The sequence below is a fragment of the Streptomyces pactum genome, from assembly GCF_016031615.1.
Classification (GTDB): Bacteria; Actinomycetota; Actinomycetes; order Streptomycetales; family Streptomycetaceae; genus Streptomyces; species Streptomyces pactus.
In genome coordinates, this window is sequence record NZ_JACYXC010000001.1 from 6487684 (window position 1) to 6511856 (window position 24173).

At 75.4% G+C, this 24173-nt stretch carries 18 protein-coding genes and 2 pseudogenes; 14 read left to right on the forward strand and 6 right to left on the reverse strand.

Going from position 1 to position 24173, the window contains the following annotated elements:
• Nucleotides 1-61 precede the first annotated feature (61 nt).
• The 8 genes and pseudogenes from IHE55_RS25670 (at nt 62) to IHE55_RS25705 (ending at nt 8780) form a co-directional block, all read left to right on the forward strand.
• A complete protein-coding gene (locus IHE55_RS25670; protein ID WP_197991193.1) occupies nt 62-1171 on the forward strand; it encodes a quinone-dependent dihydroorotate dehydrogenase in 1110 nt (369 codons plus the stop codon).
• The gene (gene pyrF, locus IHE55_RS25675) at nt 1168-2028 is read left to right on the forward strand and encodes an orotidine-5'-phosphate decarboxylase (RefSeq protein WP_197991194.1); all 861 of its coding nucleotides are present in this window, start codon (nt 1168-1170) and stop codon (nt 2026-2028) included. The genes IHE55_RS25670 and pyrF overlap by 4 nt, the downstream gene beginning before the upstream one ends.
• Nucleotides 2029-2232: 204 nt before the next feature.
• The gene (locus tag IHE55_RS25680) at nt 2233-2556 is read left to right on the forward strand and encodes an integration host factor (protein ID WP_005319887.1); all 324 of its coding nucleotides are present in this window, start codon (nt 2233-2235) and stop codon (nt 2554-2556) included.
• 38 nt (nt 2557-2594) lie between these two features.
• Nucleotides 2595-3212, forward strand: a complete 618-nt coding sequence (gmk, locus tag IHE55_RS25685; protein ID WP_197991195.1) for a guanylate kinase — start codon at nt 2595-2597, stop codon at nt 3210-3212.
• 62 nt (nt 3213-3274) lie between these two features.
• Nucleotides 3275-3547, forward strand: coding sequence for a DNA-directed RNA polymerase subunit omega (rpoZ, locus tag IHE55_RS25690; RefSeq protein ID WP_197991196.1), 273 nt, complete (start codon nt 3275-3277; stop codon nt 3545-3547).
• Between the two features lie 169 nt (nt 3548-3716).
• On the forward strand, nt 3717-4925 hold the full coding sequence (gene coaBC, locus IHE55_RS25695) for a bifunctional phosphopantothenoylcysteine decarboxylase/phosphopantothenate--cysteine ligase CoaBC (protein WP_197991197.1): 1209 nt from the start codon (nt 3717-3719) through the stop codon (nt 4923-4925).
• 293 nt (nt 4926-5218) lie between these two features.
• Nucleotides 5219-6427: a methionine adenosyltransferase gene (metK, locus tag IHE55_RS25700; RefSeq protein ID WP_197991198.1), complete on the forward strand. Its 1209-nt coding sequence runs from the start codon at nt 5219-5221 to the stop codon at nt 6425-6427.
• A 225-nt stretch (nt 6428-6652) separates the two neighbouring features.
• Nucleotides 6653-8780: pseudogene (locus tag IHE55_RS25705) on the forward strand (primosomal protein N').
• A 483-nt stretch (nt 8781-9263) separates the two neighbouring features.
• Here IHE55_RS25705 and IHE55_RS25710 read toward each other — a convergent pair.
• A complete protein-coding gene (locus IHE55_RS25710; protein ID WP_197991199.1) occupies nt 9264-9803 on the reverse strand; it encodes a hypothetical protein in 540 nt (179 codons plus the stop codon).
• A gap of 226 nt (nt 9804-10029) precedes the next feature.
• On the opposite strand from IHE55_RS25710, the gene fmt reads away from it, so the two are divergent.
• Both fmt and IHE55_RS25720 read left to right on the forward strand, forming a co-directional pair.
• Entirely contained in the window at nt 10030-10965 is a 936-nt protein-coding gene (fmt, locus tag IHE55_RS25715) for a methionyl-tRNA formyltransferase (protein WP_197991200.1), read from the forward strand.
• Nucleotides 10966-11482: 517 nt separating this feature from the next.
• Nucleotides 11483-12913 carry an RsmB/NOP family class I SAM-dependent RNA methyltransferase gene (locus tag IHE55_RS25720; protein WP_197991201.1) on the forward strand — a complete coding sequence of 477 codons (1431 nt, stop codon included), beginning with the start codon at nt 11483-11485 and terminating at the stop codon, nt 12911-12913.
• A gap of 105 nt (nt 12914-13018) precedes the next feature.
• Here IHE55_RS25720 and IHE55_RS33250 read toward each other — a convergent pair.
• The 4 genes and pseudogenes from IHE55_RS33250 to IHE55_RS25740 form a co-directional block, all read right to left on the reverse strand.
• Nucleotides 13019-13198: pseudogene (locus tag IHE55_RS33250) on the reverse strand (peptidoglycan-binding domain-containing protein); the annotation flags it as partial.
• 643 nt (nt 13199-13841) lie between these two features.
• Complete coding sequence (locus IHE55_RS25730; RefSeq protein WP_197991202.1) at nt 13842-14324, reverse strand: hypothetical protein; 483 nt, start codon at nt 14322-14324, stop codon at nt 13842-13844.
• 174 nt (nt 14325-14498) lie between these two features.
• The gene (locus IHE55_RS25735) at nt 14499-15059 is read right to left on the reverse strand and encodes a hypothetical protein (RefSeq protein WP_197991203.1); all 561 of its coding nucleotides are present in this window, start codon (nt 15057-15059) and stop codon (nt 14499-14501) included.
• 90 nt (nt 15060-15149) lie between these two features.
• The gene (locus IHE55_RS25740) at nt 15150-17342 is read right to left on the reverse strand and encodes an MMPL family transporter (RefSeq protein ID WP_197991204.1); all 2193 of its coding nucleotides are present in this window, start codon (nt 17340-17342) and stop codon (nt 15150-15152) included.
• A gap of 205 nt (nt 17343-17547) precedes the next feature.
• Between IHE55_RS25740 and rpe the strand changes: the two genes are divergently transcribed.
• The 3 genes from rpe (at nt 17548) to IHE55_RS25755 (ending at nt 21340) form a co-directional block, all read left to right on the forward strand.
• Nucleotides 17548-18234 (forward strand): ribulose-phosphate 3-epimerase, encoded by a 687-nt coding sequence (gene rpe, locus IHE55_RS25745; protein ID WP_197991205.1) that lies wholly within the window; start codon nt 17548-17550, stop codon nt 18232-18234.
• A 128-nt stretch (nt 18235-18362) separates the two neighbouring features.
• Nucleotides 18363-19352, forward strand: coding sequence for a sugar-binding transcriptional regulator (locus tag IHE55_RS25750; protein ID WP_197991206.1), 990 nt, complete (start codon nt 18363-18365; stop codon nt 19350-19352).
• Between the two features lie 548 nt (nt 19353-19900).
• Entirely contained in the window at nt 19901-21340 is a 1440-nt protein-coding gene (locus IHE55_RS25755) for a GuaB1 family IMP dehydrogenase-related protein (protein ID WP_197991207.1), read from the forward strand.
• Between the two features lie 97 nt (nt 21341-21437).
• Here the strand turns inward: IHE55_RS25755 and IHE55_RS25760 are convergent, their stop codons facing one another.
• Nucleotides 21438-22271, reverse strand: a complete 834-nt coding sequence (locus tag IHE55_RS25760) for a DUF2637 domain-containing protein (RefSeq protein ID WP_197991208.1) — start codon at nt 22269-22271, stop codon at nt 21438-21440.
• Nucleotides 22272-22691: 420 nt separating this feature from the next.
• On the opposite strand from IHE55_RS25760, the gene IHE55_RS25765 reads away from it, so the two are divergent.
• Nucleotides 22692-24173 (forward strand): amino acid permease, encoded by a 1482-nt coding sequence (locus IHE55_RS25765; RefSeq protein WP_372442782.1) that lies wholly within the window; start codon nt 22692-22694, stop codon nt 24171-24173.

The window sequence follows — 24173 nt, forward strand, 5'->3', positions numbered from 1 at the left end:
CCCGCCGCGGCGTCCCCTCCCGTGTGCGACCTCCGTCCCCCGCGCGCAGAAAGCCCCCGCCATGTACCCGTTGCTCTTCCGGCTCGTCTTCCGGCGCATGGACGCCGAGAAGGCCCACCACCTCGCCTTCGGCTGGATCCGGCTGGCCGCCCGGATCCCCGTGCTGCGCACCCTCGCCGCAGCGGTGCTCGCCCCCCGCCACACCGCGCTGCGCACCGAGGCGCTGGGCCTGCGGATGCACGGGCCGTTCGGGCTCGCCGCCGGCTTCGACAAGAACGCCACCGGCATCGACGGCCTGAGCATGCTCGGCTTCGACCACGTCGAGATCGGCACGGTCACCGCCCAGCCGCAGCCGGGCAACCCCCGCAAGCGGCTCTTCCGGCTGGTGCCGGACCGGGCCCTGATCAACCGCATGGGCTTCAACAACGACGGCTCGGCCGCGGTCGCCCGGCGGCTCGCCGGGCGCCGCCCGGTCTTCCGCACCACCCTGGGCGTCAACATCGGCAAGACCAAGGTCGTCCCGGAGGAGGAGGCGGTCGCCGACTACGTGACCTCCACCGAGCGACTGGCCCGCCACGCCGACTACCTGGTGGTCAACGTCAGCTCGCCCAACACCCCCGGGCTGCGGAACCTCCAGGCCACCGAGGCGCTGCGTCCGCTGCTCACCGCCGTCCGCGAGGCCGCCGACCGCACCGTGCCCGACCGCCGGGTGCCGCTGCTGGTCAAGATCGCCCCCGACCTCGCCGACGAGGACGTGGACGCGGTCGCCGACCTCGCGGTCGAACTCGGCCTGGACGGCATCATCGCCACCAACACCACCATCGCCCGCGAGGGACTGGGCCTGACCTCGGACCCGGCGCTGGTCGCCGAGGCCGGCGGACTCTCCGGCGCCCCCCTCAAGGCCCGCTCGCTGGAGGTGCTGCGGCGCCTGTACGCCCGCGTCGGCGACCGCATCACCCTGATCGGGGTCGGCGGCGTGGAGAGCGCCGACGACGTCTGGGAGCGCATCCTGGCCGGGGCCACCCTGGTGCAGGGCTACACCGCCTTCATCTACCAGGGCCCCTTCTGGTGCCGCCGCATCCACCGCGGGCTCGCCGCCCGGCTGGCCGCCAGCCCGTACCCGACCCTCGCGGACGCCGTCGGCGCCGGCGTCCGGAAGGAGAGCGCATGACCACCCCCCACCCCGCGACCGAGCCCTTCGGGGTCCGCCTGCGCCGGGCCATGGACACCCGCGGCCCGCTGTGCGTCGGCATCGACCCGCACGCCTCGCTGCTCACCGACTGGGGTCTCACCGACGACATCGCCGGCCTGGAGCGCTTCACCCGCACGGTGGTGGAGGCGCTCGCCGAGCGGGTCGCCGTGCTCAAGCCCCAGTCGGCGTTCTTCGAGCGCTTCGGCTCCCGCGGCGTGGCGGTGCTGGAGCGGGCGGTCGCCGAGGCCCGCGCGGCCGGCGCGCTGGTGCTGATGGACGCCAAGCGCGGCGACATCGGCTCCACCATGGCCGCCTACGCCGCCACCTACCTGGACCCGGCCTCGCCGCTGTTCTCCGACGCCGTCACGGTCAGCCCCTACCTCGGCTTCGGCTCGCTGCGCCCGGCGCTGGACCTGGCCCGGGAGCACGGCTCGGGGGTCTTCGTCCTCGCCCTCACCTCCAACCCGGAGGGCGCCGAGGTGCAGCACGCCGTCCGGCCCGGCGGGGCCACGGTCGCCGCGACCGTCCTGGACCACCTGCGGGCGGAGAACGCCGGGGCGGCCGGCGAGGGGACGCTCGGCTCCTTCGGCGCGGTGGTCGGCGCCACCCTGGGCGAGCTGTCCTCCTACGACCTGTCCATCGGCGGCCCGCTGCTCGCCCCCGGCATCGGGGCCCAGGGCGCGACCCCCGCGGACCTGCCGGGCGTCTTCGGCGCCGCGGTCCGCGACGTGCTGCCCAGCGTCAGCCGGGGGGTGCTGCGGCACGGTCCCGGCCCGGCCGGACTGGTGTCCGCCGCGGAACGTTTCGCCGAGGAAGTGCGCGCCGTAGCCGGATAAGCCGGTCATTTTGCCCCTAAAAGTCCTGGTCGATCGAGTCTGACCAGGACTTTTCCTCTGTTCTCGCTGACTGGAGCGGCCTCGACCGCTAGTCTCCGTGACGAGCGGCCGCACCAGCGCGTTGCTCGTTGCTCCGCAGGTGAGGGGCGACTAGGTTCCTCACCGGTCCGTATCCGACAGTTCGACATCCGAGGTGACGTAGGCGTGGCTCTTCCGCCCCTTACCCCTGAACAGCGCGCAGCCGCGCTCGAAAAGGCCGCCGCGGCTCGCCGGGAGCGCGCCGAGGTCAAGAATCGACTCAAGCACTCCGGCGCCTCCCTGCACGAGGTCATCAAGCAGGGACAGGAGAACGATGTCATCGGCAAGATGAAGGTGAGCGCCCTGCTCGAATCCCTCCCGGGCGTGGGCAAGGTGCGCGCCAAGCAGATCATGGAGCGGCTCGGGATCTCCGAGAGCCGCCGGGTGCGCGGTCTGGGCTCCAACCAGATCGCGTCGCTGGAGCGGGAGTTCGGCGGCGGCGCCGCCTGACGTTTCCAGGCACTCTCCGGAACCTGGATAATCGCTGCATGAGTAATACGGTCTCCCCGGGAACGGTCAGCCCTCTCGCCCGGCGGGAGGAGTCCCCGGTCCCTGTGGCCAGACGTCCGCGGCTGACCGTGCTCTCGGGCCCCTCCGGGGTCGGCAAGAGCACGGTCGTCGCGCATCTGCGCAAGGCGCACCCCGAGGTCTGGCTCTCGGTCTCGGCCACCACCCGCAAGCCGCGTCCCGGCGAGCGGGAGGGCGTCCAGTACTTCTTCGTCTCCGACGACGAGTTCGACAAGCTGATCGCCAACGGTGAGCTGCTGGAGTGGGCCGAGTTCGCGGGGAACCGGTACGGCACCCCGCGCAGGGCGGTCGAGGACCGCCTGGAAGCGGGTGAGCCGGTGCTGCTGGAGATCGACCTGCAGGGCGCCCGGCTGGTCCGCGAGTCCATGCCGGACGCCCAGCTGGTCTTCCTGGCCCCGCCGAGCTGGGAGGAGCTGGTCCGCCGGCTCACCGGCCGGGGCACCGAGTCCCCGGAGGTCATCGAGCGCCGGCTGGCGGCGGCCAGGGTCGAACTGGCCGCCGAGAAGGAGTTCGACACCACCCTGGTCAACACCTCGGTCGAGGACGTCGCCCGCGAGCTGCTAGCCTTGCTGTGCTGAGCTGGGGCAATCCCGGCCACAGCCCGCTCGGAAAATTCTTTTCACCCATCGGAAGGCAGAGAGTGTCCTCTTCCATCACCGCGCCCGAGGGCATCATCAACCCGCCGATCGACGAGCTGCTCGAAGCCACGGACTCGAAGTACAGCCTCGTGATCTACGCCGCCAAGCGGGCGCGCCAGATCAACGCGTACTACTCGCAGCTCGGCGAGGGCCTGCTGGAGTACGTCGGTCCGCTCGTCGACACGCACGTCCACGAGAAGCCGCTCTCCATCGCGCTGCGCGAGATCAACGCGGGTCTGCTGACCTCCGAGGCCGTCGAGAGCCCGGCCCAGTAGCCACCGCGGACGCCAAGCGTCACGAGTTCTTCCACCACGGGCCCGGCAGGGGGCACCCCGGCATCGCGCCGGGGATCGCTGCCGGGCCCGTGGTGTGTCAGGTGTTGTGCCAGTGAACCGGGTGCCCGGCACCCGGTTCACACGATCGTGTGGGAGAGCGAGCCGAGCCATGGACAAGCCGAGGGTCGTCCTGGGGGTGAGCGGCGGGATCGCCGCGTACAAGGCGTGCGAGCTGCTGCGCCGACTCACCGAGTCCGGCCACGACGTCCGGGTGGTGCCCACCGCGTCGGCGCTGCACTTCGTGGGCGAGGCGACCTGGGCGGCGCTCTCCGGCAACCCGGCGGACACCGAGGTGTGGGAGGACGTGCACCAGGTGCCGCACGTGCGGATCGGCCAGTCGGCGGACCTGGTGGTGGTCGCCCCGGCCACCGCCGACCTGCTGGCCAAGGCCGCCCACGGGCTCGCCGACGACCTGCTCACCAACACCCTGCTCACCGCCCGCTGCCCGGTGGTGTTCGCCCCCGCCATGCACACCGAGATGTGGGAGCACCCCGCGACCCGGGAGAACGTCGCCACCCTCCGCCGCCGCGGCGCGGTCGTCCTGGAACCCGCGGTCGGCCGGCTCACCGGGGTGGACACCGGCAAGGGGCGGCTGCCAAATCCGGCCGAGATCTTCGAGGTGTGCCGCCGGGTGCTGGCCCGGGGCGCCGCGGCCACCACCGCCGACCTCGCCGGCCGTCATGTGGTGGTCAGCGCCGGCGGGACCCGCGAGCCGCTGGACCCCGTCCGCTATCTGGGCAACCGTTCCTCCGGCAAGCAGGGGTACGCGCTGGCCCGCGCCGCCGTGGCCCGGGGCGCCCGGGTGACCCTGATCTCGGCCAACAGCGACCTGCCCGACCCGGCCGGCGCCGACGTGGTGCGGGTCGGTACCGCGGTGCAGCTGCGCGAGGCGGTGCTGAAGGCCGCCGCGGACGCCGACGCCGTGGTGATGGCCGCCGCGGTGGCCGACTTCCGCCCCGCCGTCTACGCCCCCGGCAAGATCAAGAAGCGGGACGGGCAGGAGCCCGAGCCGATCGCGCTGGTTCGCAATCCGGACATCCTCGCCGAGATCTCGGCCGAGCGCGCCCGCCCCGGCCAGGTGGTCGTCGGGTTCGCCGCCGAGACCGATGACGTACTGGCCAACGGGCGGGCCAAGCTCGCCCGCAAGGGCTGCGACCTGCTGGTCGTCAACGAGGTGGGGGAGCGCAAGACGTTCGGCTCGGAGGAGAACGAGGCCGTGGTGCTCGCCGCGGACGGCGCCGAGACCCCCGTCCCGTACGGCCCCAAGGAGGCGCTGGCGGAGACCGTCTGGGACCTGGTGGTACCGCGGCTCGGCTGAGATCCGGCCGGTCCTGCAGTCCGGCACCTGGCGGTTTGTAGTCCCGTACATGTCAGAGTCTCCCCGTTTCCGACCACGGGGGGCCTCCGGTCCGGTACCGTCCTGTGCCAGGTGCCGGGGCTGATCCCACCGCCAGGTGGGTATGGTCATGGTCACGGCACGCCCGTTCTGCGAGACAGGATGCCCGACCGGCGGAAACGCCGGATAAACTGGCCCAGGAATCGAGCCGGGCGCAGCTCCCGGCAGGTTCCGCCAATGATCAGCCAGCAGCCGCTGCAACCCCAGGGAGCGATGTGTCCCGCCGCCTGTTCACCTCGGAGTCCGTGACCGAAGGTCACCCCGACAAGATCGCTGACCAGATCAGCGACACCATTCTCGACGCGCTCCTGGCCGAGGACCCCTCCTCGCGCGTCGCCGTCGAGACGCTGATCACCACCGGATTGGTGCACGTGGCCGGGGAGGTCACGACCAAGGCGTACGCTCCGATCGCCACGCTGGTGCGCAACAAGATCCTGGAGATCGGCTACGACTCCTCGAAGAAGGGCTTCGACGGGGCCTCCTGCGGTGTCTCGGTCTCCATCGGCGCGCAGTCCCCGGACATCGCCCAGGGCGTCGACACGGCCTACGAGACCCGCGTCGAGGGCGACGAGGACGAGCTCGACCGGCAGGGCGCGGGTGACCAGGGCCTGATGTTCGGGTACGCCTGTGACGAGACGCCCGAGCTGATGCCGCTCCCGATCAACCTGGCGCACCGGCTCTCCCGCCGCCTGTCCGAGGTGCGCAAGAACGGGACCATCCCCTACCTGCGCCCGGACGGCAAGACCCAGGTCACCATCGAGTACGACGGCAACAAGGCGGTCCGGCTGGACACCGTCGTCGTCTCCTCGCAGCACGCCTCCGACATCGACCTGGAGTCGCTGCTGGCGCCCGACATCCGCGAGTTCGTGGTCGAGCACGTGCTCAAGGAGCTGGTGGACGACGGCATCAAGCTGGACACCGAGGGTTACCGGCTGCTGGTGAACCCCACCGGCCGCTTCGAGATCGGCGGCCCCATGGGCGACGCCGGCCTCACCGGCCGCAAGATCATCATCGACACCTACGGCGGCATGTCCCGCCACGGCGGCGGCGCCTTCTCCGGCAAGGACCCGTCCAAGGTGGACCGCTCGGCCGCCTACGCGATGCGCTGGGTCGCCAAGAACGTCGTCGCGGCCGGCCTCGCCTCCCGCTGCGAGGTGCAGGTGGCCTACGCGATCGGCAAGGCCGAGCCGGTGGGCCTGTTCGTGGAGACTTTCGGCACCGCCACGGTCGACGCCGAGAAGATCGAGCAGGCCATCACCGAGGTCTTCGACCTGCGCCCGGCCGCGATCATCCGCGACCTGGACCTGCTCCGCCCCATCTACGCGCAGACCGCCGCCTACGGCCACTTCGGCCGTGAGCTGCCGGACTTCACCTGGGAGCGCACCGACCGGGTGGAGGCGCTGCGCGCGGCTGCCGGCCTGTAGGCACCGGCACCCACCCGCACCGGCCCCGGGCCGGCACGCGATCACCGGCCGTGGCCGGCGGGCCCTGGAGGTCCGCCGGCCACGGCCGTCTCCGGCTGCCGCCGGGCCGGTGGAAGGCCGGTCCGCCCGGGGCCGCTGCCCGGCGGTGCGGCCGCCCGGTCCGGTGCCCGGCGGTCCGGTGCCCGCCCGGGGCGGCTGTCGGTGGCCTCTGGTAGGACTGAAGCTGTGAGCAGCGAGAACGAGCAGCACGCCGACCCGGACCGGTCGCGGTCCGACGTGGAGCAGCTCGCGATCGAGATCCGGGAGACGGTGCGCCGCGCCAAGCCCCCGAAGGCCAGACCCCGGACCTGGCGCGGCGCACCGCTCGCCGCGTCCCTGCCGGTGGCCCGGGTGCTGGTGGACAAGGGCCCGGTCCACCTCGACCAGCTCTGGGACTACGCCGTCCCGGCCGAGCTGGACGACCGAGCGCGCCCCGGGGTGCGGGTGCGGGTCCGCTTCGGCGCCGGCGCCGGACAGGTGCGCGCCGGGCGCCGGGAGGGCGGCGGCCTGCTCGACGGCTACATCGTCGAACGCGTCGCGACCTCCGACTACCGGGGGCCGCTCGCCGCCATCGCCCAGGTCCTCTCGCCCGAGCCGGTGCTCACCCCCGGACTGCTGGGCCTGTGCCGGGCGGTCGCCGACCGGTACGCCGGATCGCTCGCCGACGTGCTCCAGCTCGCCGTCCCGCCGCGCAACGCCGGCGCCGAGGCCGAGCCGTCACCCCCGCCGCTGCCCCCGCCGCGCGGTGTGGACGGCGCTGCCCGGTCCGCACTGGCCGCACGAACTGGCCACCGCGATGGCCGCCACCCTCGCCTCCGGCCGCGGCGCGCTGGCCGTCCTGCCCGACGGACGGTCCGCCGCCCGGGTGGACGCCGCGCTCACCGACCTGCTCGGCCCGGGCCGGCACACCCTGCTGGCGGCGGAGGCCGGGCCCCGGGAGCGGTACCGGCGGTGGCTCTCGGTCAGCCGGGGCTCGGTGCGCGCCGTGGTGGGCACCCGGGCCGCGATGTTCGCCCCGGTCCGCGACCTGGGCCTGGTGGCGATCTGGGACGACGGCGACAGCAGCCACAGCGACACCAACGCCCCCCAGCCGCACGCCCGCGACGTCCTGCTGCTCCGGGCGGTCCAGGAGCGGGCCGGGTTCCTCGCCGGTGACCTCAGCCGCACCGTGGAGGCCGCGCAGCTGCTGCGAAACGGCTGGGCGCTGCCCCTGGAGGCCCCCCGCGACCAGGTACGCGCCGCCGCGCCCCGGATCCGTACGGTGACCGACTCCGACCAGGCGCGCGACCCGGCCGCCCGCGCGGCCCGGCTGCCGTCCGTCGCCTGGCAGACGCTGCGCGAGGGCCTGGGCCGCGGTCCGGTCCTGGTCCAGGTGCCCCGGCGCGGGTACGTACCCCGGCTCGCCTGCGAGCGCTGCCGGGAACCGGCCCGCTGCTCCCGCTGCGCCGGGCCGCTGCAGGCACCCGACGCCGACTCGCTGGCCTGCGCCTGGTGCGGCCGGGCCGAGGAGCGGTGGCACTGCACCGAGTGCGGCGGTGACCGGCTGCGGGCCAGCGTGGTGGGCGCCCGGCGCACCGCGGAGGAACTGGGCCGTGCCTTCCCCGGCGTACCGGTGCGCACCTCCGGCCGGGACCACGTGCTGGACACCGTCCCGGCCGAGCCGGCGCTGGTGGTCTCCACCCCCGGCGCGGAACCGCTCGCCGACGGCGGGTACGCGGCCGCGGTGCTCCTCGACGGCTGGGCGCTGCTCGGCCGGCCGGACCTGCGGGCCGGCGAGGAGGCGCTGCGGCGCTGGCTGGACGCGGCGTCGCTGGTGCGCGGCCAGGGTGACGGCGGCACCGTGGTCGTCGTCGCCGAACCCACCCTCCGGCCGGTGCAGGCCCTGGTGCGCTGGGACCCGGGCGGGCACGCCGCCCGCGAGCTGGCCGAACGCGCCCAGCTGGGCTTCCCGCCGGTCTCCCGGATGGCGTCGGTGACCGGACCGGCGAAGGACGTCCGAAGCCTGCTGACGACGGTGGAGCTGCCGCCGGGGACGGAGGTCCTGGGCCCCGTCCCGGTGCCGGCCCAGGAGGCGGGCCGGGGCCGCCGGCCGGGGCCCCCGCCGGCCGCGGGCGCCCCGGCCCGGGCCGCCCGGCGGACCCCGGCGGCCGCACCGGCCACGGGAGCCGAGCCCTGGGAGCGGGCGCTGCTGCGGGTGCGGCCCGGCGGCGGCGCCGCGCTGGCGGCGGCGCTGAAGAGCGCTCAGGCGGCCCGGCTGGTCAAGCGGGAGGGCACGCCGGTACGGGTCCGGATCGACCCGCCCGACATCGGCTGACCGGCGGCGGGCCGCGCTCGCGCGGTGCGCCGCCGCACGGTGGGGTTCTCCCCGTGGCGGTGCGGCGGTGCCCGTCGCCCGGGGCGGTCGCGGGCCCGGCCGCCGACGGGAGACCGCGGACGGCGCCGGGCGGCCGGCGGGAGACGAGGTCCGGGTGTGCCTGGGGGCGGCCGGGCGGCGGCGCGCGGCGGGCCGGGGGCCGGGGGAGCCGCCTCGCTGGGCGGCCGGCGCGGGGTCCACGGCCGGTGCGGTACGGCCCGGCCGGCCGTGTCCGCCCGGCTGCCGGTCCGCGGGCCGGCCGGCGGTGGGCGGGCCGCTCGTACCTAGACGCGCAGGAGGCGGCCGTGCAGGCCGGGACCGTCCGGACGGCGGTGCCCACGCGGCCGGGGTACGTGGGCAGGAGGCGGCCCGGACCGGGTGGCCGACCCACCGGGCCCCGGCCGGCACCGGGCGCGTGGTGGTGCGGTGCCGGGCCCGCCGGGTTCAGCCGTTGCGGGGGCCGGGGAGGGCGCCGTGGCGGGCCTCCTCGCGCAGCGCCGTGGAACCACCCTGCCCGGGCACCGTCGGCACCGTCCGGGCGGCGGGCACCGTCGGCACCACCGGCAACGCGGCGGTCGCGGTGCCCGACCGTCCGGCGGCCGGCTCGGCGGGCACCTCCCCGGTGCTCGGCGGGGTGGCCCGGCGGGCGCCGTACCGGCGGTGCACCGCCTGCTTGGTGACGCCCAGCGCCGAACCCACCGCGTCCCAGGAGAAGCCGAGCGAACGGTCGAAGTCGACCGCGGCCGTCACCAGCGTCTCGACGCTGTCCCGCAGCTCCTGAGCGAGCCGCACGGTCGGCGCGGGGGCCCGCCCGTAGACGACGAAGCCCGTGGAGGGGCCGGTGCGGCGCGGGCGGTAGACGTTGCCGAGCTGGGCGGTGAGCGTTCGGAGCGCGTCCACCTGCCGTCGGACCCGCTCGATGTCCCGGACCAGGAGGTGCAGGCTGGCCCGTGCCTGGGCGTCGTGAGTTGCGTGGTCGGCCATGAACAAGCCTCTCGAACCGGCGTTGCAAGGGACGGGAAAGCGATCGGGCCGCTGCAGCGGCCCGCGTTGGTCAATCTCGTTTGACCAACGCGGTAGCGGTCCTCTTGGTCACGGTGCGGGGGCGTGCGCCCAGCAGCTCGTACGCCCCCCGGAAACCGGGCGCCGGGCCGGACGCCCCCTAGACTGATGCGTCGTCCCGCTGCGCGTGAGAGGTAGTACGCCACCCATGAGGCTCGTCTTCGCCGGTACCCCCGAGGTCGCCGTTCCCGCCCTGGACGCCCTGCTGGCCTCGGACCGGCACGAGGTGGCCGCGGTCATCACCCGGCCGGACGCGCCGGCCGGACGCGGCCGGCGGCTGGTGGCCAGCCCGGTCGCGGAGCGCGCGGCGGAGGCGGGCATCGAGATCCTCAAGCCCGCCCGGCCGCGCGACCCGGACTTCCAGCAGCGGCTGCGCGAGATCGCCCCGGACTGCTGCCCGGTCGTCGCCTACGGCGCGCTGCTGCCCAAATCCGCGCTGGAGATCCCGGCGCACGGCTGGGTGAACCTGCACTTCTCGCTGCTCCCCGCCTGGCGGGGAGCGGCCCCGGTGCAGCACGCGGTGCTCGCCGGCGACGAGGTGACCGGCGCCTCCACCTTCCTCATCGAGGAGGGACTGGACTCCGGCCCGGTGTACGGCGTGCTGACCGAACGGATCCGGCCCACCGACACCAGCGGGGACCTCCTCACCCGGCTGGCGTTCGCCGGCGCGGGGCTGCTCGCCGCCACCATGGACGGGATCGAGGACGGCACCCTGCGCGCCGTCCCGCAGCCCGCCGAGGGCGTCTCGCTGGCCCCGAAGATCGGGGTCGAGGACGCGCGGATCGACTGGACGACCCCGGCACTGCGGGTCGACCGGCTGGTCCGCGGCTGCGCCCCGGCCCCCGGTGCCTGGACGGTGTTCCGCGGCGAGCGGCTCAAGGTCATGTCGGTGGCGCTGGTCACCGACCGGACCGACCTGGGCCCCGGGGAGCTGGCCGCCACCAAGAACGCGGTCTGCGTGGGGACCGGCAGCCACGCGGTGGAGCTGCAGTGGGTGCAGCCGCAGGGCAAGAAGCCGATGCGGGCGGCGGACTGGGCCCGCGGGGTGCGGATCGCGGCGGGGGAGCGGGTCGGCTCCGCCTGACCGCCCCCACCCGGCCCGCCCGACGGTCCCCGTCCGCCCGACGATGCCCGGCCCGGCGGCCGGCTCGCGGCGCCCGGGGCCGCCGGCCCGCCCGGCCCGGTCCGGTGGCCGCCCGGCGCCGGCGCCCGGGCCGGTGACCGCCCGCACGGCGTCCGGTACCCGTCCGGCCCGGCGGATGCCCGCACCGCGTCCGCCGGGCCCGCGGCCGCCCGTACGGGACCGTGCGCGCCGACGCGGTGGCGCCGGCACACGCCCCGGGCCGCCCACCGCCGTCGCACCGTGCGCACCGGTCCGCGGTGCCCCGGCCGTCCCGGGGCGGGCGAGCCGTGCAGCAGGCGCTCCGCGGCGTAACGGACGGACTCCCACGGAGCCCGGCGGGCCGCGCGGGGTTCGGCGTGACGCCGGCACGCACCCGTGGCGGGCCCCCGGCGGCCCGGGAGGGCGGTCGCCGACGGCCGGGGCCGGCCGCGTCGTAGGCTGAGCGGGTACGCCCTTGACGATCCGGAGCACCTTTCACGTGAGTCAGCAACCCCACCGCCGTCCCGGCAAGCCCTACCGCAGGCCCAGGAAGGACCCCGTCCGCGTCCTGGCGTTCGAGGCGCTGCGGGCCGTGGACGAGCGGGACGCCTACGCCAACCTGGTGCTGCCGCCGCTGCTGCGGGAGGCACGGGAGCGGGGCGACTTCGACGCCCGGGACGCGGCGCTCGCCACCGAGCTGGTGTACGGCACGCTCCGCCGGCAGGGCACCTATGACGCGATCATCGCCGCCTGCGTGGACCGGCCGCTGCGCGAGGTCGACCCGCCGGTGCTGGACGTGCTGAGCCTGGGCGCGCACCAGCTGCTCGGCACCCGCATCCCCGCCCACGCCGCGGTGAGCGCCACCGTCGAACTGGCCCGGGTGGTGCTGGGCGACGGGCGGGCGAAGTTCGTCAACGCGGTGCTGCGCCGGATCGCCGCGGACGACCTCGACGGCTGGCTGGCACGGGTGGCCCCGGCGTACGACGAGGACCCCGAGGACCACCTGGCCGTGGTGCACTCGCACCCGCGCTGGATCGTCTCCGCCCTGTGGGACGCCCTGGGCGGCGGCCGGGCCGGGATCGAGGACCTGCTGGAGGCCGACAACGAGCGGCCCGCGGTGACGCTGGTGGCGCGCCCGGGCCGGGCCACCACCACCGAGCTGCTCGATACCCTCGGCACCGGCGGAGTGGCGGGCCGCTGGTCGCCGTACGCCGTCCGGCTGGCCGAGGGGGGCGAACCGGGAGCGCTGGACGCGGTCCGCGAGGGCCGCGCCGGGGTGCAGGACGAGGGCAGCCAGCTGGTGGCGCTCGCCCTCGCCGCCGCCCCGCTGGAGGGCCCCGACACCCGCTGGCTGGACGGCTGCGCCGGCCCCGGCGGGAAGGCGGCGCTGCTCGCCGCACTCGCCGCCGAGCGCGGCGCGGCGCTGCTCGCCGCGGAGAGGCAGCCGCACCGGGCCCGGCTGGTGGCCCGGGTGCTGGAGGGCAACCCCGGCCCCTGGCAGGTGATCACCGCGGACAGCACCCGGCCGGCCTGGCAGCCCGGCACCTTCGACCGGGTGCTGGTGGACGTCCCGTGCAGCGGCCTGGGCGCGCTGCGCCGCCGTCCCGAGGCGCGCTGGCGCCGCCGCCCGGAGGACCTGGAGGGCTTCGCACCGCTCCAGCGGGAACTGCTGCGCGAGGCGCTCGGCGCGGCCCGGGTCGGCGGCGTGGTCGGATACGCCACCTGCTCGCCCCACCCGGCGGAGACCCGGGCGGTGGTCGAGGACGTGCTCAAGGGACGCGGTGGCCGCCCGGTGGCCGCCGAGTGGATCGACGCCCGGCCGCTGATGCCGGGCGTTCCCGACCTCGGCGACGGGCCGGACGTACAGCTCTGGCCGCACCTGCACGGCACCGACGCCATGTACCTGGCCCTGCTGCGCCGTACCGGCTGAGACCTGTCTGCCCGCACCGCCGGAGGTCCCCGGTTCCTCCGGTGGTCCGGGACGGCCCGGGGGCACGGCCGATCGCGTCGGCTGCCCGTTGCGCAGCCGGTTCCACGTGGCGGGGCCGATGATGCCGTCGGCGGTCAGGCCGCGGCTGCGCCGGAAGTCCTGGGTGGCGCGGGTGGTGAGCGGACCGAAAGACACCGTACGCCCCGTTCGGGGCCCCACGGAGAAGCCCCCACGCCTGGAGCAGGCTCTGCGCCTCGCGCACCGTGTCCCCGGCCGCGCCCTCACGGATCGTCGGCGGGGTGACCCGGTTGTCGAAGCCGCAGGACGCCGGGTCGGGGGGCGCCACGAGCTCCGCGGCGGTGACCGGCACCGCGGGGCCGGCGGCCGTCGTGGCGTTCGCCGACGCCGGGACGGCGAGGGTGATCAGGCTTGCCGGAACGGTGGCGGTGGTCAGGGCCGCGCGCCGGGCACTCCTGCTCCTGCTCCCCCCTCACGGGGGGACCGGTCGCCGGGCGGTCCACGGCCCTCCGTCCGCCGCGCGCCCGGGCCCGGGACACGGCGGCCGGCGCCGCCCGCCGTACGGACGGTGGCCGCCGGGCCCGGCGACAGCGATGTTCCGGCCCGGCGATCGGACGCGGCTGGACCGGCGGTGGACGGCCCGGCCCGGGGCGCGGTGTCGCCGCCCGGGACGGGGCGCCGGGCCGGCGGGAGATCGCCGGTGGCCGTCCGCCGGACCCGGCTGCCGGTGCGGGCCCCGTGGGCGCCTTCCGCGCGGTGCCCCGCCCTCCGCCGGGTTTCCCCGCCGCCGGTCCGGCGCCTGCACGGCACCACGTTCCGGTGCACCGCGTCCCGTGCCGCAGCGCGTCCGGAGCCGGGGGTGACCCGGCGCGGCGTGACAGCGGCCGGGGCGGGCCCGGGCCGGTGCGTATCAGCCGGTGGTCATGATGAGGCCGAGCTGGTCGCCGTCACCCTTCCGGCGGAGCTCCAGGGGCAGGGGTTCCGGACGCCCGGCGAAGCGGAGTTCGACGGTCCAGCGGTCCGTGACGCCCGGGTCGAAGTGGGCGGTCGCCGGTCCCGCGGCGGCCCGGCCCCAGCCGTGGACCCACTCCCCGGCGACCTGGCCGGCCTCCCCGTCCGGGGACGCGGCGAGCGCGGCGAGGCCGTCCGCGTCCCCCCGCCGGAGGCGCAGCACCACCTTCTCGACCAGCGCGAGACTCTCCGGGATCGGGCGCCCGGTCACGGAGAGGTCCAGGTCGGCGGTCCCGTCCTTGATCCACCGGGGCGTCCGGTCGGGACCGCCGCGGCCGAGGAGCAGCGAGCCGGTCGCGGCCAGTCCGGTGACCAGCAGACCGACGACCGCCCAGACCGCGAGCTGCTGCCTGACGCCGGCCGTGCCCGTCGTACCCGTCATCCGGTGACCTCCTCGTCCGACCGGTGGAGCGGCGGACTCCCCGCCTCCGGTAGGAGTGAGGTGATCCGCGGGTCACCGGTTGCCCGGTCGGTCTCCCGGCCGGGGAGGGACCCGGCCCGTCCCCGGCCCGGGGACGGGTCCGAAAGGCCGGGACGGGTCCGGGGCGGAGCGGCGTCAGACCCCGGTCGGCGCGCCGGAGCGGGGCCGGGCCTTCGCGGCGGGGGCCCGGCCGGCCATCCGGCGGGCGTAGTCCCCGGCGACGGCGAGCACCAGGAAGCCCCAGGGCGCGGCCGGCAGGTACAGCCACGCCACCCAGGCCGGGGGCTGCTCGAACTCCTTGTCCTGGTCGATCAGGCGGGCGCCCTCCTCGACGAACCCGAAGATGTTGTTGAGCACGCCGTACAGGATGATGACCACCAGCAGCCAGCCGCCGATCCGGGCGATCCGCGTCACGGTGCGGGCCGGGACGGGCCGGCCGGCCACCCGGGGCATCCAGCGCGGATAGACCTCGCCCCAGCGGCTCACCAGGCCGACGGTGAGGAACGCGGTCCCCACCATCGCGATGCTCAGGAAGAGCATGTAGACGCTCTCCGTCGTGGTGTGGCCGTTGCCGAAGCCGGCCGCGACGCGCCAGACGGACGACGGCAGGACCCCCAGCGGCGCGGCCCAGGCCGCCCACACCGCCCAGCGGGCCGGCGGCAGGACCTCGGGGTGGCCGGTGGCTGACGTCGTCAAGGGCTCCTCCTCGGGCCGGACCGCTCGCATGCCCGGAAGTCTGCCGGTCACGGCCCGTCCGCCGCGTCACCCCGGGGAACGAGATGCCGATCAGTCCCGAGGCGTATCCGGCCGCCGCGGCCCGGCCGTCCCCGCCCGCCGGCCGCCGTCGGTCCGGGCCAGCGGGTGCGGCCACCACACGCGCGGCCCCAGGTCCAGGAAAACCGCCGTGACCAGCACCGACCGGACCACGAAGGTGTCCAGCAGGACGCCCGCGGCGACGGCGAAGCCGATCTCCGCGAACCCGGTGACGGGGAGGGTGCCCAGGGCGGCGAAGGTACCGGCCAGCACCAGCCCCGCGGAGGTGATCACGGCTCCGGTGGCGGCCAGCGCGGTGAGCGTCCCCTGCCGGGTGCCCCGGCGGACGGACTCCTCGCGCACCCGGGTGGTGAGGAAGATGTTGTAGTCGATGCCCAGGGCCACCAGGAAGACGAAGGTGAAGAGCGGGAAGGCGGTGTCCTCCCCGGCGTAGTCGAACACGTGCCGGAAGGCGAGCGCGCTGATGCCCAGGGCCGCGGCGAAGGACAGCACCACCGTGGCGATCAGCAGCAGCGGAGCCAGGACCGCGCGCAACAGCAGCATCAGCACGCCCAGGACCACCAGCAGCACCAGCGGGATGACCACCCGGTTGTCCCGGGCCGAGGCGTTCTCGGCGTCGAGCGTCGCGGCGGTGGTGCCCCCGACCAGCGCCCGGGCGCCGGGGACGGCGTGCACCGCCGCCCGTACCCGCTCCACGGTCTCCTCGGCGGCGGCGCTGTCCGCCGGATCGGTCGGCGTCGCCTCCAGCAGCACCCGGCCGTCCCGCTCCGGCGCCACCCCGGGCGGCCGGCCCACCGATGCGGGCACCACGCCGCCGGCGCGCTCGACGGCCCGCCGCACCTCCCCGGCCCGGTCCGCCTCCGCCACCACCACCAGCGGGCTGCCGCTGCCGGCGGGGAAGTAGCGGGCCGACAGCTCCTGCCCGGTGACGGAGTCCTGGGTCCGGGTGAACGCGTCGGCGTTGTCGATCCCCTCGGCACGCAGCGCGGTGATGCCCAGGGACAGCGCGGCCAGGACCACCGCCGTCACCCCCCAGACGGTGCGCGGCCGCCGCTCGATCCGCCGCCCTGCCCGGGCCCACACCCCCCGTTCGGTCGGCTCCGGCGACCCGTAATGCGGCACCACCGGCCAGAAGACCCACCGGCCGGCGATCACCAGCAGGGCGGGGAGCAGGGTGAGCATCGCCAGCACGGCGACGGCCACCCCGACGGCGCAGACCGGTCCCAGGCCGCTGGTGGAGTTCATCTCCGCGACCAGCAGCACCAGCATGCTGATGCCCACCGTGCCGCCGCTGGCGACGATCGCCGGACCGGCCCGGCGCAGGGCGCGCGCCATCGCCTCGTGGCGGTCGCGGTGGCGGCGCAGCTCCTCCCGGTAGCGGGCCACCAGCAGCAGCGCGTAGTCGGTCCCGGCACCGAACACCAGCACGGTGAGGATGCCGGCGCTCTGCCCGTTCACGGTGAGCCCGGCGTGCCGGGCCAGCAGGTACACCAGGGCCTGGGAGGTCAGCAGCGCGGCGACCGCGGCGAGCACCGGCACCAGCAGCAGGACGGGGCTGCGGTAGGTGACCAGCAGCGCCACGACCACCACGGCGAGCGCGGCAAGCAGCAAGGTGGAGTCGATGCCCGCGTACACCTCGGCGAAGTCGGCCGCCGTGCCGCCGGGGCCGGTGATGTGCACGGCCAGCCCGCCGGAGCCGCGGCCGGTGATCTCGCGCAGGGAGTCCACGGCGGGGGCGATCCGTTCCCAGCCCCGCTCGTCCATGGTGATCGGGACGGCGATCTGCGCGGCGCGCGGCTCGGCGGGCCGGTCGAACACCGGGCCGCGGGTCCGGGCGCCCTGGACCCCGTGGTCGCGCAGCGTGCGCAGCTCGTCCGCCGCCCCGGCGATGCGTTCGCGGTCGGCCGCGGTCAGCCCGCCTTCCCTGGCGTAGATCACCACGGCCGTGACGGACTCGTCCCGGAAGCCCTCGGCGACCTTCAGCACCCGGGTGGACTCCGCGCTGTCCGGCAGCCAGGACAGGGCGTCGTTGTCCTGGACGTCGGAGAGCCGCTGCGCCGCCGGGGCCAGGGCGGCCAGGGCCACCAGCCACAGCAGTACGGTGAGCCACTTGGTGCGGCGCCCGCAGACCAGCCGGCCCGGGCGGTGGGGCGCCCGGGCCGTACGGTGCCGTTCATCGGGTTCCCGGTGCGCTCCTGCCGCCATCGACACCCCTCGTGCCGGTGGGCCGACGGCGGCCTTCGGCGCGGCGTCGCGTGCCCACGGTGGACGGATCCGCCCCGGTGGGCGGGCGTGCCCACGGCCGCGGACCCGCGCCCGCCGGGCCGGGGGCGGGCCGGGTACGCGCCGGGGGACCGGGACGGCCCTCCCGCCGCCACGGGCGGCCCGCGGCCGTGGCACCCTTGGCGCCATGGCCGTACAGATCAACCCCAGTATCCTCTCCGCGGACTTCTCCCGCCTGGCGGAGGAGGCGGCAGCGGTCCGTGGCGCGGACTGGCTGCACGTCGACGTGATGGACAACCACTTCGTCCCGAACCTGACGCTCGGCGTGCCGGTCGTCGAGTCGCTCAGCCGCGCCACCACCACCCCGCTGGACCTGCACCTGATGATCGAGGACCCGGACCGCTGGGCGCCGCAGTACGTGGAGGCGGGGGCCGGTTCGGTCACCTTCCACGCGGAGGCCGCCGCCGCCCCGGTGCGTCTGGCGCGGGAGATCCGGGGGAAGGGGGCCAGGGCGGCCATGGCGCTCAAGCCGGCCACCCCGATCGAGCCGTACGAGGACCTGCTGCCGGAGCTGGACATGCTGCTGGTGATGACGGTCGAGCCCGGTTTCGGCGGTCAGGCGTTTCTCGACATCATGCTGCCGAAGATCCGGCGCACCCGGGAGCTGATCTCCAAGCACGGCCTGGAGATGTGGCTCCAAGTGGACGGCGGGGTTTCCGCCTCGACCATCGAGCGCTGTGCTGAGGCGGGTGCCGACGTGTTCGTCGCCGGTTCGGCGGTGTACGGCGCACAGGACCCGGCCGAGGCGGTGCGCGCGCTCCGGGAGCAGGCGGAGCAGGCCACGGCGGCCGCGTCCTGGGCGTGCGGACACTGAGTCACCGGTTGGTGAACACAAGGACGAACGACGGACCGGGGCCACCGTTTCTGACAGGATGACGGTGAATCCTGAGTGTGAACAGTGAGGAGACCGCGGTGTCGACGGGCGGCCGTTCAGCCACGCGGATGGGACCCGCCGAACTGGTGCAGGCGGCAGCCATGGCGCGCCGTTTCTACCTGGAGGGGAAGTCCAAGATCCAGATCGCCGAGGAGTTCGGCGTCAGCCGGTTCAAGGTCGCGCGGGTGCTGGAGACGGCGCTGGAGCGTGACCTGGTGCGCATCGAGATCCGGGTGCCGGCCGAACTGGACGCGGAGCGCTCCGACGCGCTGCGCGCCCGGTACGGCCTGCGGCACGCCGTGGTGGTGGAGGCGCCGGCGGACGCCGAGGCCGACGCCCCGGACCCGGAGAACCTGGGGGAGGTGGCCGCGGACCTGCTGGGCGAGCTGGTCACCGAGGGCGATGTGCTGGGCCTGGCGTGGGGCCGCTCCACCATCCACATGGCGGCCGCCCTGCACCGGCTGCCGCCGTGCACGGTGGTCCAGCTGACCGGCGTCTACGACGCGGGCACCGCGGAGCGCGGCTCGGTCGAGGCGGTCCGCCGGGCCGCCCAGGTCTCCGGCGGGGAGGCGCACCCCATCTACGCGCCGATGCTGCTGCCCGATCCGGCCACCGCGGCGGCGCTGCGCGGACAGACCGGGATCGCCCGCGCCTTCGAGTACTTCGACAAGGTCACGGTGGCCGCGGTGTCCATCGGCTCCTGGGAGGCGGGCATCTCCACCGTCTACGACATGCTCAGCGAGGAGGAGCGCGCGCACTACGCGTCGCTCGGTGCCGCCGCCGAGATGTCGGCGCACCTCTTCGACAGCGAGGGCCGCCGCATCGGCCGGGACCTGGGGGAGCGGTGCATCACCGTGGAGGCCGACCGGCTGCGGCGCATCCCGGAGGTCGTCGCCATCGCCGGCGGCCGGCGCAAGGCCGCCGCGATCGGCGCGGTGCTCCGGTCCGGGCTGGTCACCAGTCTGGTGACGGACACCGCCGCGGCGGACCACCTGCTGCGGGAGACCGGGCCGGGGCCGCGGCCGGCGCTGGACCGGGCGGACCCGGACGGCGTCTGAGCCGGCCCCGGCCGGCGCGCCGGTGACGGCCGGCCGCCTCGGGAACGCCGGGGGTGCCGCGGCGTGCGGGCACAGGGCAGGCGCGCGGCGGTCCTCCGGCCCGCCACCGCTGCGGCCAGCCCCGCACGCCCCGTGGACCGGTGCCGGTCCGCCACCGCGCCGTCCCGGCGTACGCCCGTGGTCCCGGCCCATCGCACGTCTCGCCGTACCCGTGGCGTCGGCCCGCCGCACCGTCCCGCCGCATGCCCGTGGTCCCGGCCCGCCGCACCGGCTGCCCGTGGTGGCGGCCCCCGCCGGCCGCCCGTCTCCGGGCCCGCCCCGTACCGCCCGCCGTACCGGCCCGCCGCCGGCCGCCCCGCACCGTTCGGCGGAACCTACAGGGACCGGCCGCCGCGATTCGGATGAAGCCATGGAAATCGCCGCCGGATGACCGGTCCGGGCCCGAATCGTGGATGATTGGTCCAGGATTCGCAGCCGGATCCGATCTTCCGCATCTGAGCTGACTTCCCGCCCGCTTACCCGGCAACACCGCAGGTGAGAGAGTTAGCATGCGTTTTCTGAACGACTCCAGGCCGTCGTACGACCTCACGTACGACGACGTCTTCATGGTGCCGAGCCGCTCGGCCGTCGGTTCCCGGCAGGGTGTGGACCTGTCCACCCCGGACGGGACGGGCACCACCATCCCGCTGGTCGTGGCCAACATGACCGCCATCGCCGGCCGCCGGATGGCCGAGACGGTCGCCCGCCGCGGCGGCCTGGTGGTCATCCCGCAGGACATCCCGCTCGACGTGGTCGCCGACGTCGTCAGCTGGGTCAAGCAGCGCCACCTGGTGCTGGACACCCCGATCGTGCTCGCCCCCACCTCGACCGTGGGGGACGCGCTGGCGCTGCTGCCCAAGCGGGCGCACGGCGCCGGAGTGGTGGTCACCGACGGCCGGCCGGTGGGCGTGGTCACCGAGTCCGACCTGACCGGCGTGGACCGCTTCACCCAGCTCTCCGAGGTCATGTCCACCGAGCTGCTGCTCCTCGACGCGGACATCGACCCGAGGGAGGCGTTCGGCAGGCTGGACGCCGCCCACCGCAGGCTCGCCCCCGCGGTGGACGCCGACGGCCGGCTGGCGGGCATCCTCACCCGCAAGGGCGCGCTCCGCGCCACCCTGTACACCCCGGCCGTGGACGCGGCCGGCCGGCTGCGGATCGCCGCCGCGGTGGGCATCAACGGGGACGTCGCAGGGCGGGCCAAGGCGCTGCTGGAGGCGGGCGTGGACACCCTGGTGGTGGACACCGCGCACGGTCACCAGGAGTCCATGATCAGCGCGCTGAAGGCGGTGCGCGCCCTCGATCCGCAGGTGCCGGTGGTCGCCGGCAACGTGGTCGCCGCCGAGGGCGTGCGCGACCTGGTCGAGGCCGGTGCCGACATCGTCAAGGTGGGCGTGGGCCCCGGCGCCATGTGCACCACCCGGATGATGACCGGGGTGGGCCGGCCGCAGTTCTCCGCGGTGCTGGAGTGCGCCGCCGAGGCCCGCCGGCTGGGCAAGCACGTCTGGGCGGACGGCGGCGTCCGGCACCCCCGCGACGTGGCCATGGCGCTGGCCGCCGGCGCCTCCAACGTGATGATCGGCTCCTGGTTCGCGGGCACCCACGAGTCGCCCGGGGACATGCAGCACACCGCCGACGGGCGGCCGTACAAGGAGAGCTTCGGCATGGCCTCGGCGCGGGCGGTGCGCAACCGCACGTCCGAGGAGTCCGCGTACGACCGGGCCCGCAAGGCGCTGTTCGAGGAGGGCATCTCCACCTCGCGGATGTTCCTGGACCCGGCCCGGCCGGGCGTGGAGGACCTGATCGACTCGATCATCGCCGGGGTGCGCAGCTCCTGCACCTACGCCGGGGCCGGGTCGCTGGAGGAGTTCCACGAGCGGGCCGTGGTCGGGGTGCAGAGCGCGGCCGGCTACGCCGAGGGCAAGCCGCTGCACGCCAGCTGGACCTGAGCCGCCGGCCGGGGGATCCCGGCGCGGTCGCGCGACGGCTCCCGTTCCCCGCGACGGCGGGGACGGGAGCCGTCGGCGTGCCGGGCGCGGCGCGCGGTCAGCCGCGGGGCTGGGTCCCGCGCTGACGGGGCAGCGCGTGGCGCGGCGGGTCGTTGAGGGTGATCTGCCGCACCAGCTGGTGGAAGGAGATCAGCGCCGCCACCGGCGGCAGCCCGGCCACCGCGATCCCCGCCAGCGTCTTGGGCGCGTGCGCCACGCACAGCAGCACCGCGATGGCGGAGAAGAGCACCACCACCATCCAGGAGTGCGCCGCGCCGCGGTGGTGCAGCGCGGCGCGGAGCACCGACAGCGAGGCGACCAGCCACGGCCCGTAGACCAGCAGCGGCCACCAGTCGGCGAGCGACCCGGAGGTGGTGGGAGCGGCCAGGAAGCGCAGCGGCCCGTAGGAGACCATCCCGCTGAGCACGCTCAGCATGGCGACGATGAGGGCGGTGACCGCGGCGAAGACCAGACTCGCCAGCTGCAGCCAGGGCATGGTCGGCATGCGGAAGCGGACCCGGCGGCGGCGCCCCCGGCCGCGCACCGCGGCGTGCTGGGCGACCCGCGCCTCGGGGCGGAGCGTCTCCCCGGTGTACGGCAGGTCGTCGACGTGCGGATCGTCGCGCAGCGGGTCCGCCAGCAGCGGGTCACCCCGCAACGGGTCGGGCCGGCGCAACGGGTCGGCCGGGCCGGACGGCTCCTCGGCGGAGCTCTGCAGCAGCCGGGCCAGGTCGCCCTCCAGGTCCCAGCGGCCCTCCAGGGTCTCCGGGTCCGGCAGGGGCAGGCTGTGCAGGTCGTAACCGGTGGTGAAGTCCAGCCGCTCGTCCGGCCCGGGCCCCGGGCCGGAGGGGTACGACCCGTGTCCGGCATGTCCATGTGGGGGGTAGGTCATGATTCACGCGCCGGTTCCGTCGCCGTACGGCGCCCGGTGACGCCGCTTCCGATGGGGTGGTGGCGGTCCTCGGGCCGCTTGCCTCTTTTCGTCGTCACGTCACACCAACGACGGCCAAAATGGTGGCGTTTCGAAGCAATCGGGTGAAATAACGTGCCGATTCGCGCAGGTGAGCGGACCGCAACGATTCTCCGGATGCCACCCCGGTGCGCAATGTTCGTACAGGTATGCGCAACAATGATGCATTACGGGCGTGGCGGCTCGGCTCGTAGGGTCGTGCGCTGTACGTGGAGTGGCGGAGGACCGTCGGCTCGGCGGTCACCGGTGCGGCGTGTTCTCCCGCCGCTTCCGGGTGGTCCGCCGTGGGCGCCGCCGCCGAAGGACTGCCGACCGGCAGCGACGAAGGAGCCCCTGAACGTGTTGTTGGACCACCCCGTGGGGGCCGGCGGTGACGGCCCGGGCGCGGGCCGGGCATCGCTCGGCGCCCGGCTGATGCGGCGCAAGCCGGTGGAGCGGCTGATCGCCGAGAGCGGCCAGGGCGCCGGCGGGACCCTCCGCCGCAGCCTGGGCATGTGGCAGCTCACCATGATCAGCATCGGCGCGACCCTGGGCACCGGCATCTTCGTGGTGCTGGGCGAGGCGGTGCCCGAGGCGGGTCCGGCCGTGGTGCTCTCCTTCGTGATCGCCGGGCTGACCGCCCTGTTCTCCGCGCTGTCCTACGCCGAGCTGGCCGGCACCATCCCGGTCTCCGGCTCCTCCTACTCCTACGCGTACGCCACCCTGGGCGAGGTGGTCGCCTGGGTGTGCGGCTGGTGCCTGATCCTGGAGTACGGGGTGTCGGTGGCCGCCGTGGCGGTCGGCTGGGGGCAGTACCTCAACGAACTGCTCGACGGCACCATCGGGGTCACCATCCCCACCGCGCTCGCCGCGCCGCCGGGCGAGGACGGCGGTGTCTTCAACCTGCCGGCGCTGCTGGTGGTGCTGCTCGCCATGGCGTTCCTGCTCGGCGGTGCCAAGGAGAGCGCCCGGGCCAACACGGTCATGGTGGGCGTCAAGATCGCCGCGCTGCTGCTCTTCTGCGCCGTCGCCTTCACCGGCATCCGCGCCGGCAACTACACCCCCTTCATGCCGCTGGGCATGGCGGGCGTCAGTGCCGCCGGGGCCACCCTGTTCTTCTCGTACATCGGCTTCGACGCCGCCTCCACCGCGGGCGAGGAGGCCAAGAACCCGCAGCGCGACCTGCCGCGCGCCATCATGCTCTCGCTGTTCATCGTCACCGCGCTGTACTGCCTGGTCGCGGCCGTCGCGGTGGGGGCACTGCCGTGGCGGCGGTTCGACGGCAGCGAGGCCGCCCTCGCCGGGATCATGGAGTCGGTCACCGGACACAGCTTCTGGGCGGTGCTGCTCGCCGCCGGCGCGGTGGTCGCCATCGCCTCGGTGGTGCTGACCGTCCTGTACGGCCAGACCCGCATCCTCTTCGCGATGTCCCGCGACGGACTGGTGCCCCCGGTGTTCTCCCGCGTCCACCCGCGCACCGGCGCACCGCGCGCCAACACCGTGATCGTCTCGCTGTTCTGCGGCGGACTGGCCGCCGCGGTGCCGCTGGGCCGGCTCGCCGAGGCCACCAGCATCGGCACCCTCTTCGCCTTCGCGCTGGTCAACGTCGCGGTGATCGTGCTGCGCCGCACCCGGCCGGAGATGCCGCGCACCTTCCGGGTGCCGCTGTCCCCGCTCTTCCCGGTCATCGGCTTCGTGCTGTGCGTGTGGATGATGAAGGGGCTGGAGCCGGTCACCTGGATCGTCTTCGGCATGTGGATGGCGGCCGGCCTTGTGCTGTACTTCGGATACGGCCTGCGGCGCTCCCGCCTGGCCACCGCAGAACCCGCCCCAGCAGAGAAGTGA

Bases quoted from the DNA above. Each gene is read 5' to 3' on its own strand.
- IHE55_RS25670 (WP_197991193.1), top strand. From the start codon at position 62: ATGTACCCGTTGCTCTTCCGGCTCGTCTTCCGGCGCATGGACGCCGAG.
- pyrF (WP_197991194.1), top strand. From the start codon at position 1,168: ATGACCACCCCCCACCCCGCGACCGAGCCCTTCGGGGTCCGCCTGCGC.
- gmk (WP_197991195.1), top strand. From the start codon at position 2,595: ATGAGTAATACGGTCTCCCCGGGAACGGTCAGCCCTCTCGCCCGGCGG.
- coaBC (WP_197991197.1), top strand. From the start codon at position 3,717: ATGGACAAGCCGAGGGTCGTCCTGGGGGTGAGCGGCGGGATCGCCGCG.
- IHE55_RS25710 (WP_197991199.1), bottom strand. From the start codon at position 9,803: ATGGCCGACCACGCAACTCACGACGCCCAGGCACGGGCCAGCCTGCAC.
- fmt (WP_197991200.1), top strand. From the start codon at position 10,030: ATGAGGCTCGTCTTCGCCGGTACCCCCGAGGTCGCCGTTCCCGCCCTG.
- IHE55_RS25730 (WP_197991202.1), bottom strand. From the start codon at position 14,324: ATGACGGGTACGACGGGCACGGCCGGCGTCAGGCAGCAGCTCGCGGTC.
- IHE55_RS25740 (WP_197991204.1), bottom strand. From the start codon at position 17,342: ATGGCGGCAGGAGCGCACCGGGAACCCGATGAACGGCACCGTACGGCC.
- rpe (WP_197991205.1), top strand. From the start codon at position 17,548: ATGGCCGTACAGATCAACCCCAGTATCCTCTCCGCGGACTTCTCCCGC.
- IHE55_RS25750 (WP_197991206.1), top strand. From the start codon at position 18,363: ATGGGACCCGCCGAACTGGTGCAGGCGGCAGCCATGGCGCGCCGTTTC.
- IHE55_RS25755 (WP_197991207.1), top strand. From the start codon at position 19,901: ATGCGTTTTCTGAACGACTCCAGGCCGTCGTACGACCTCACGTACGAC.
- IHE55_RS25760 (WP_197991208.1), bottom strand. From the start codon at position 22,271: ATGACCTACCCCCCACATGGACATGCCGGACACGGGTCGTACCCCTCC.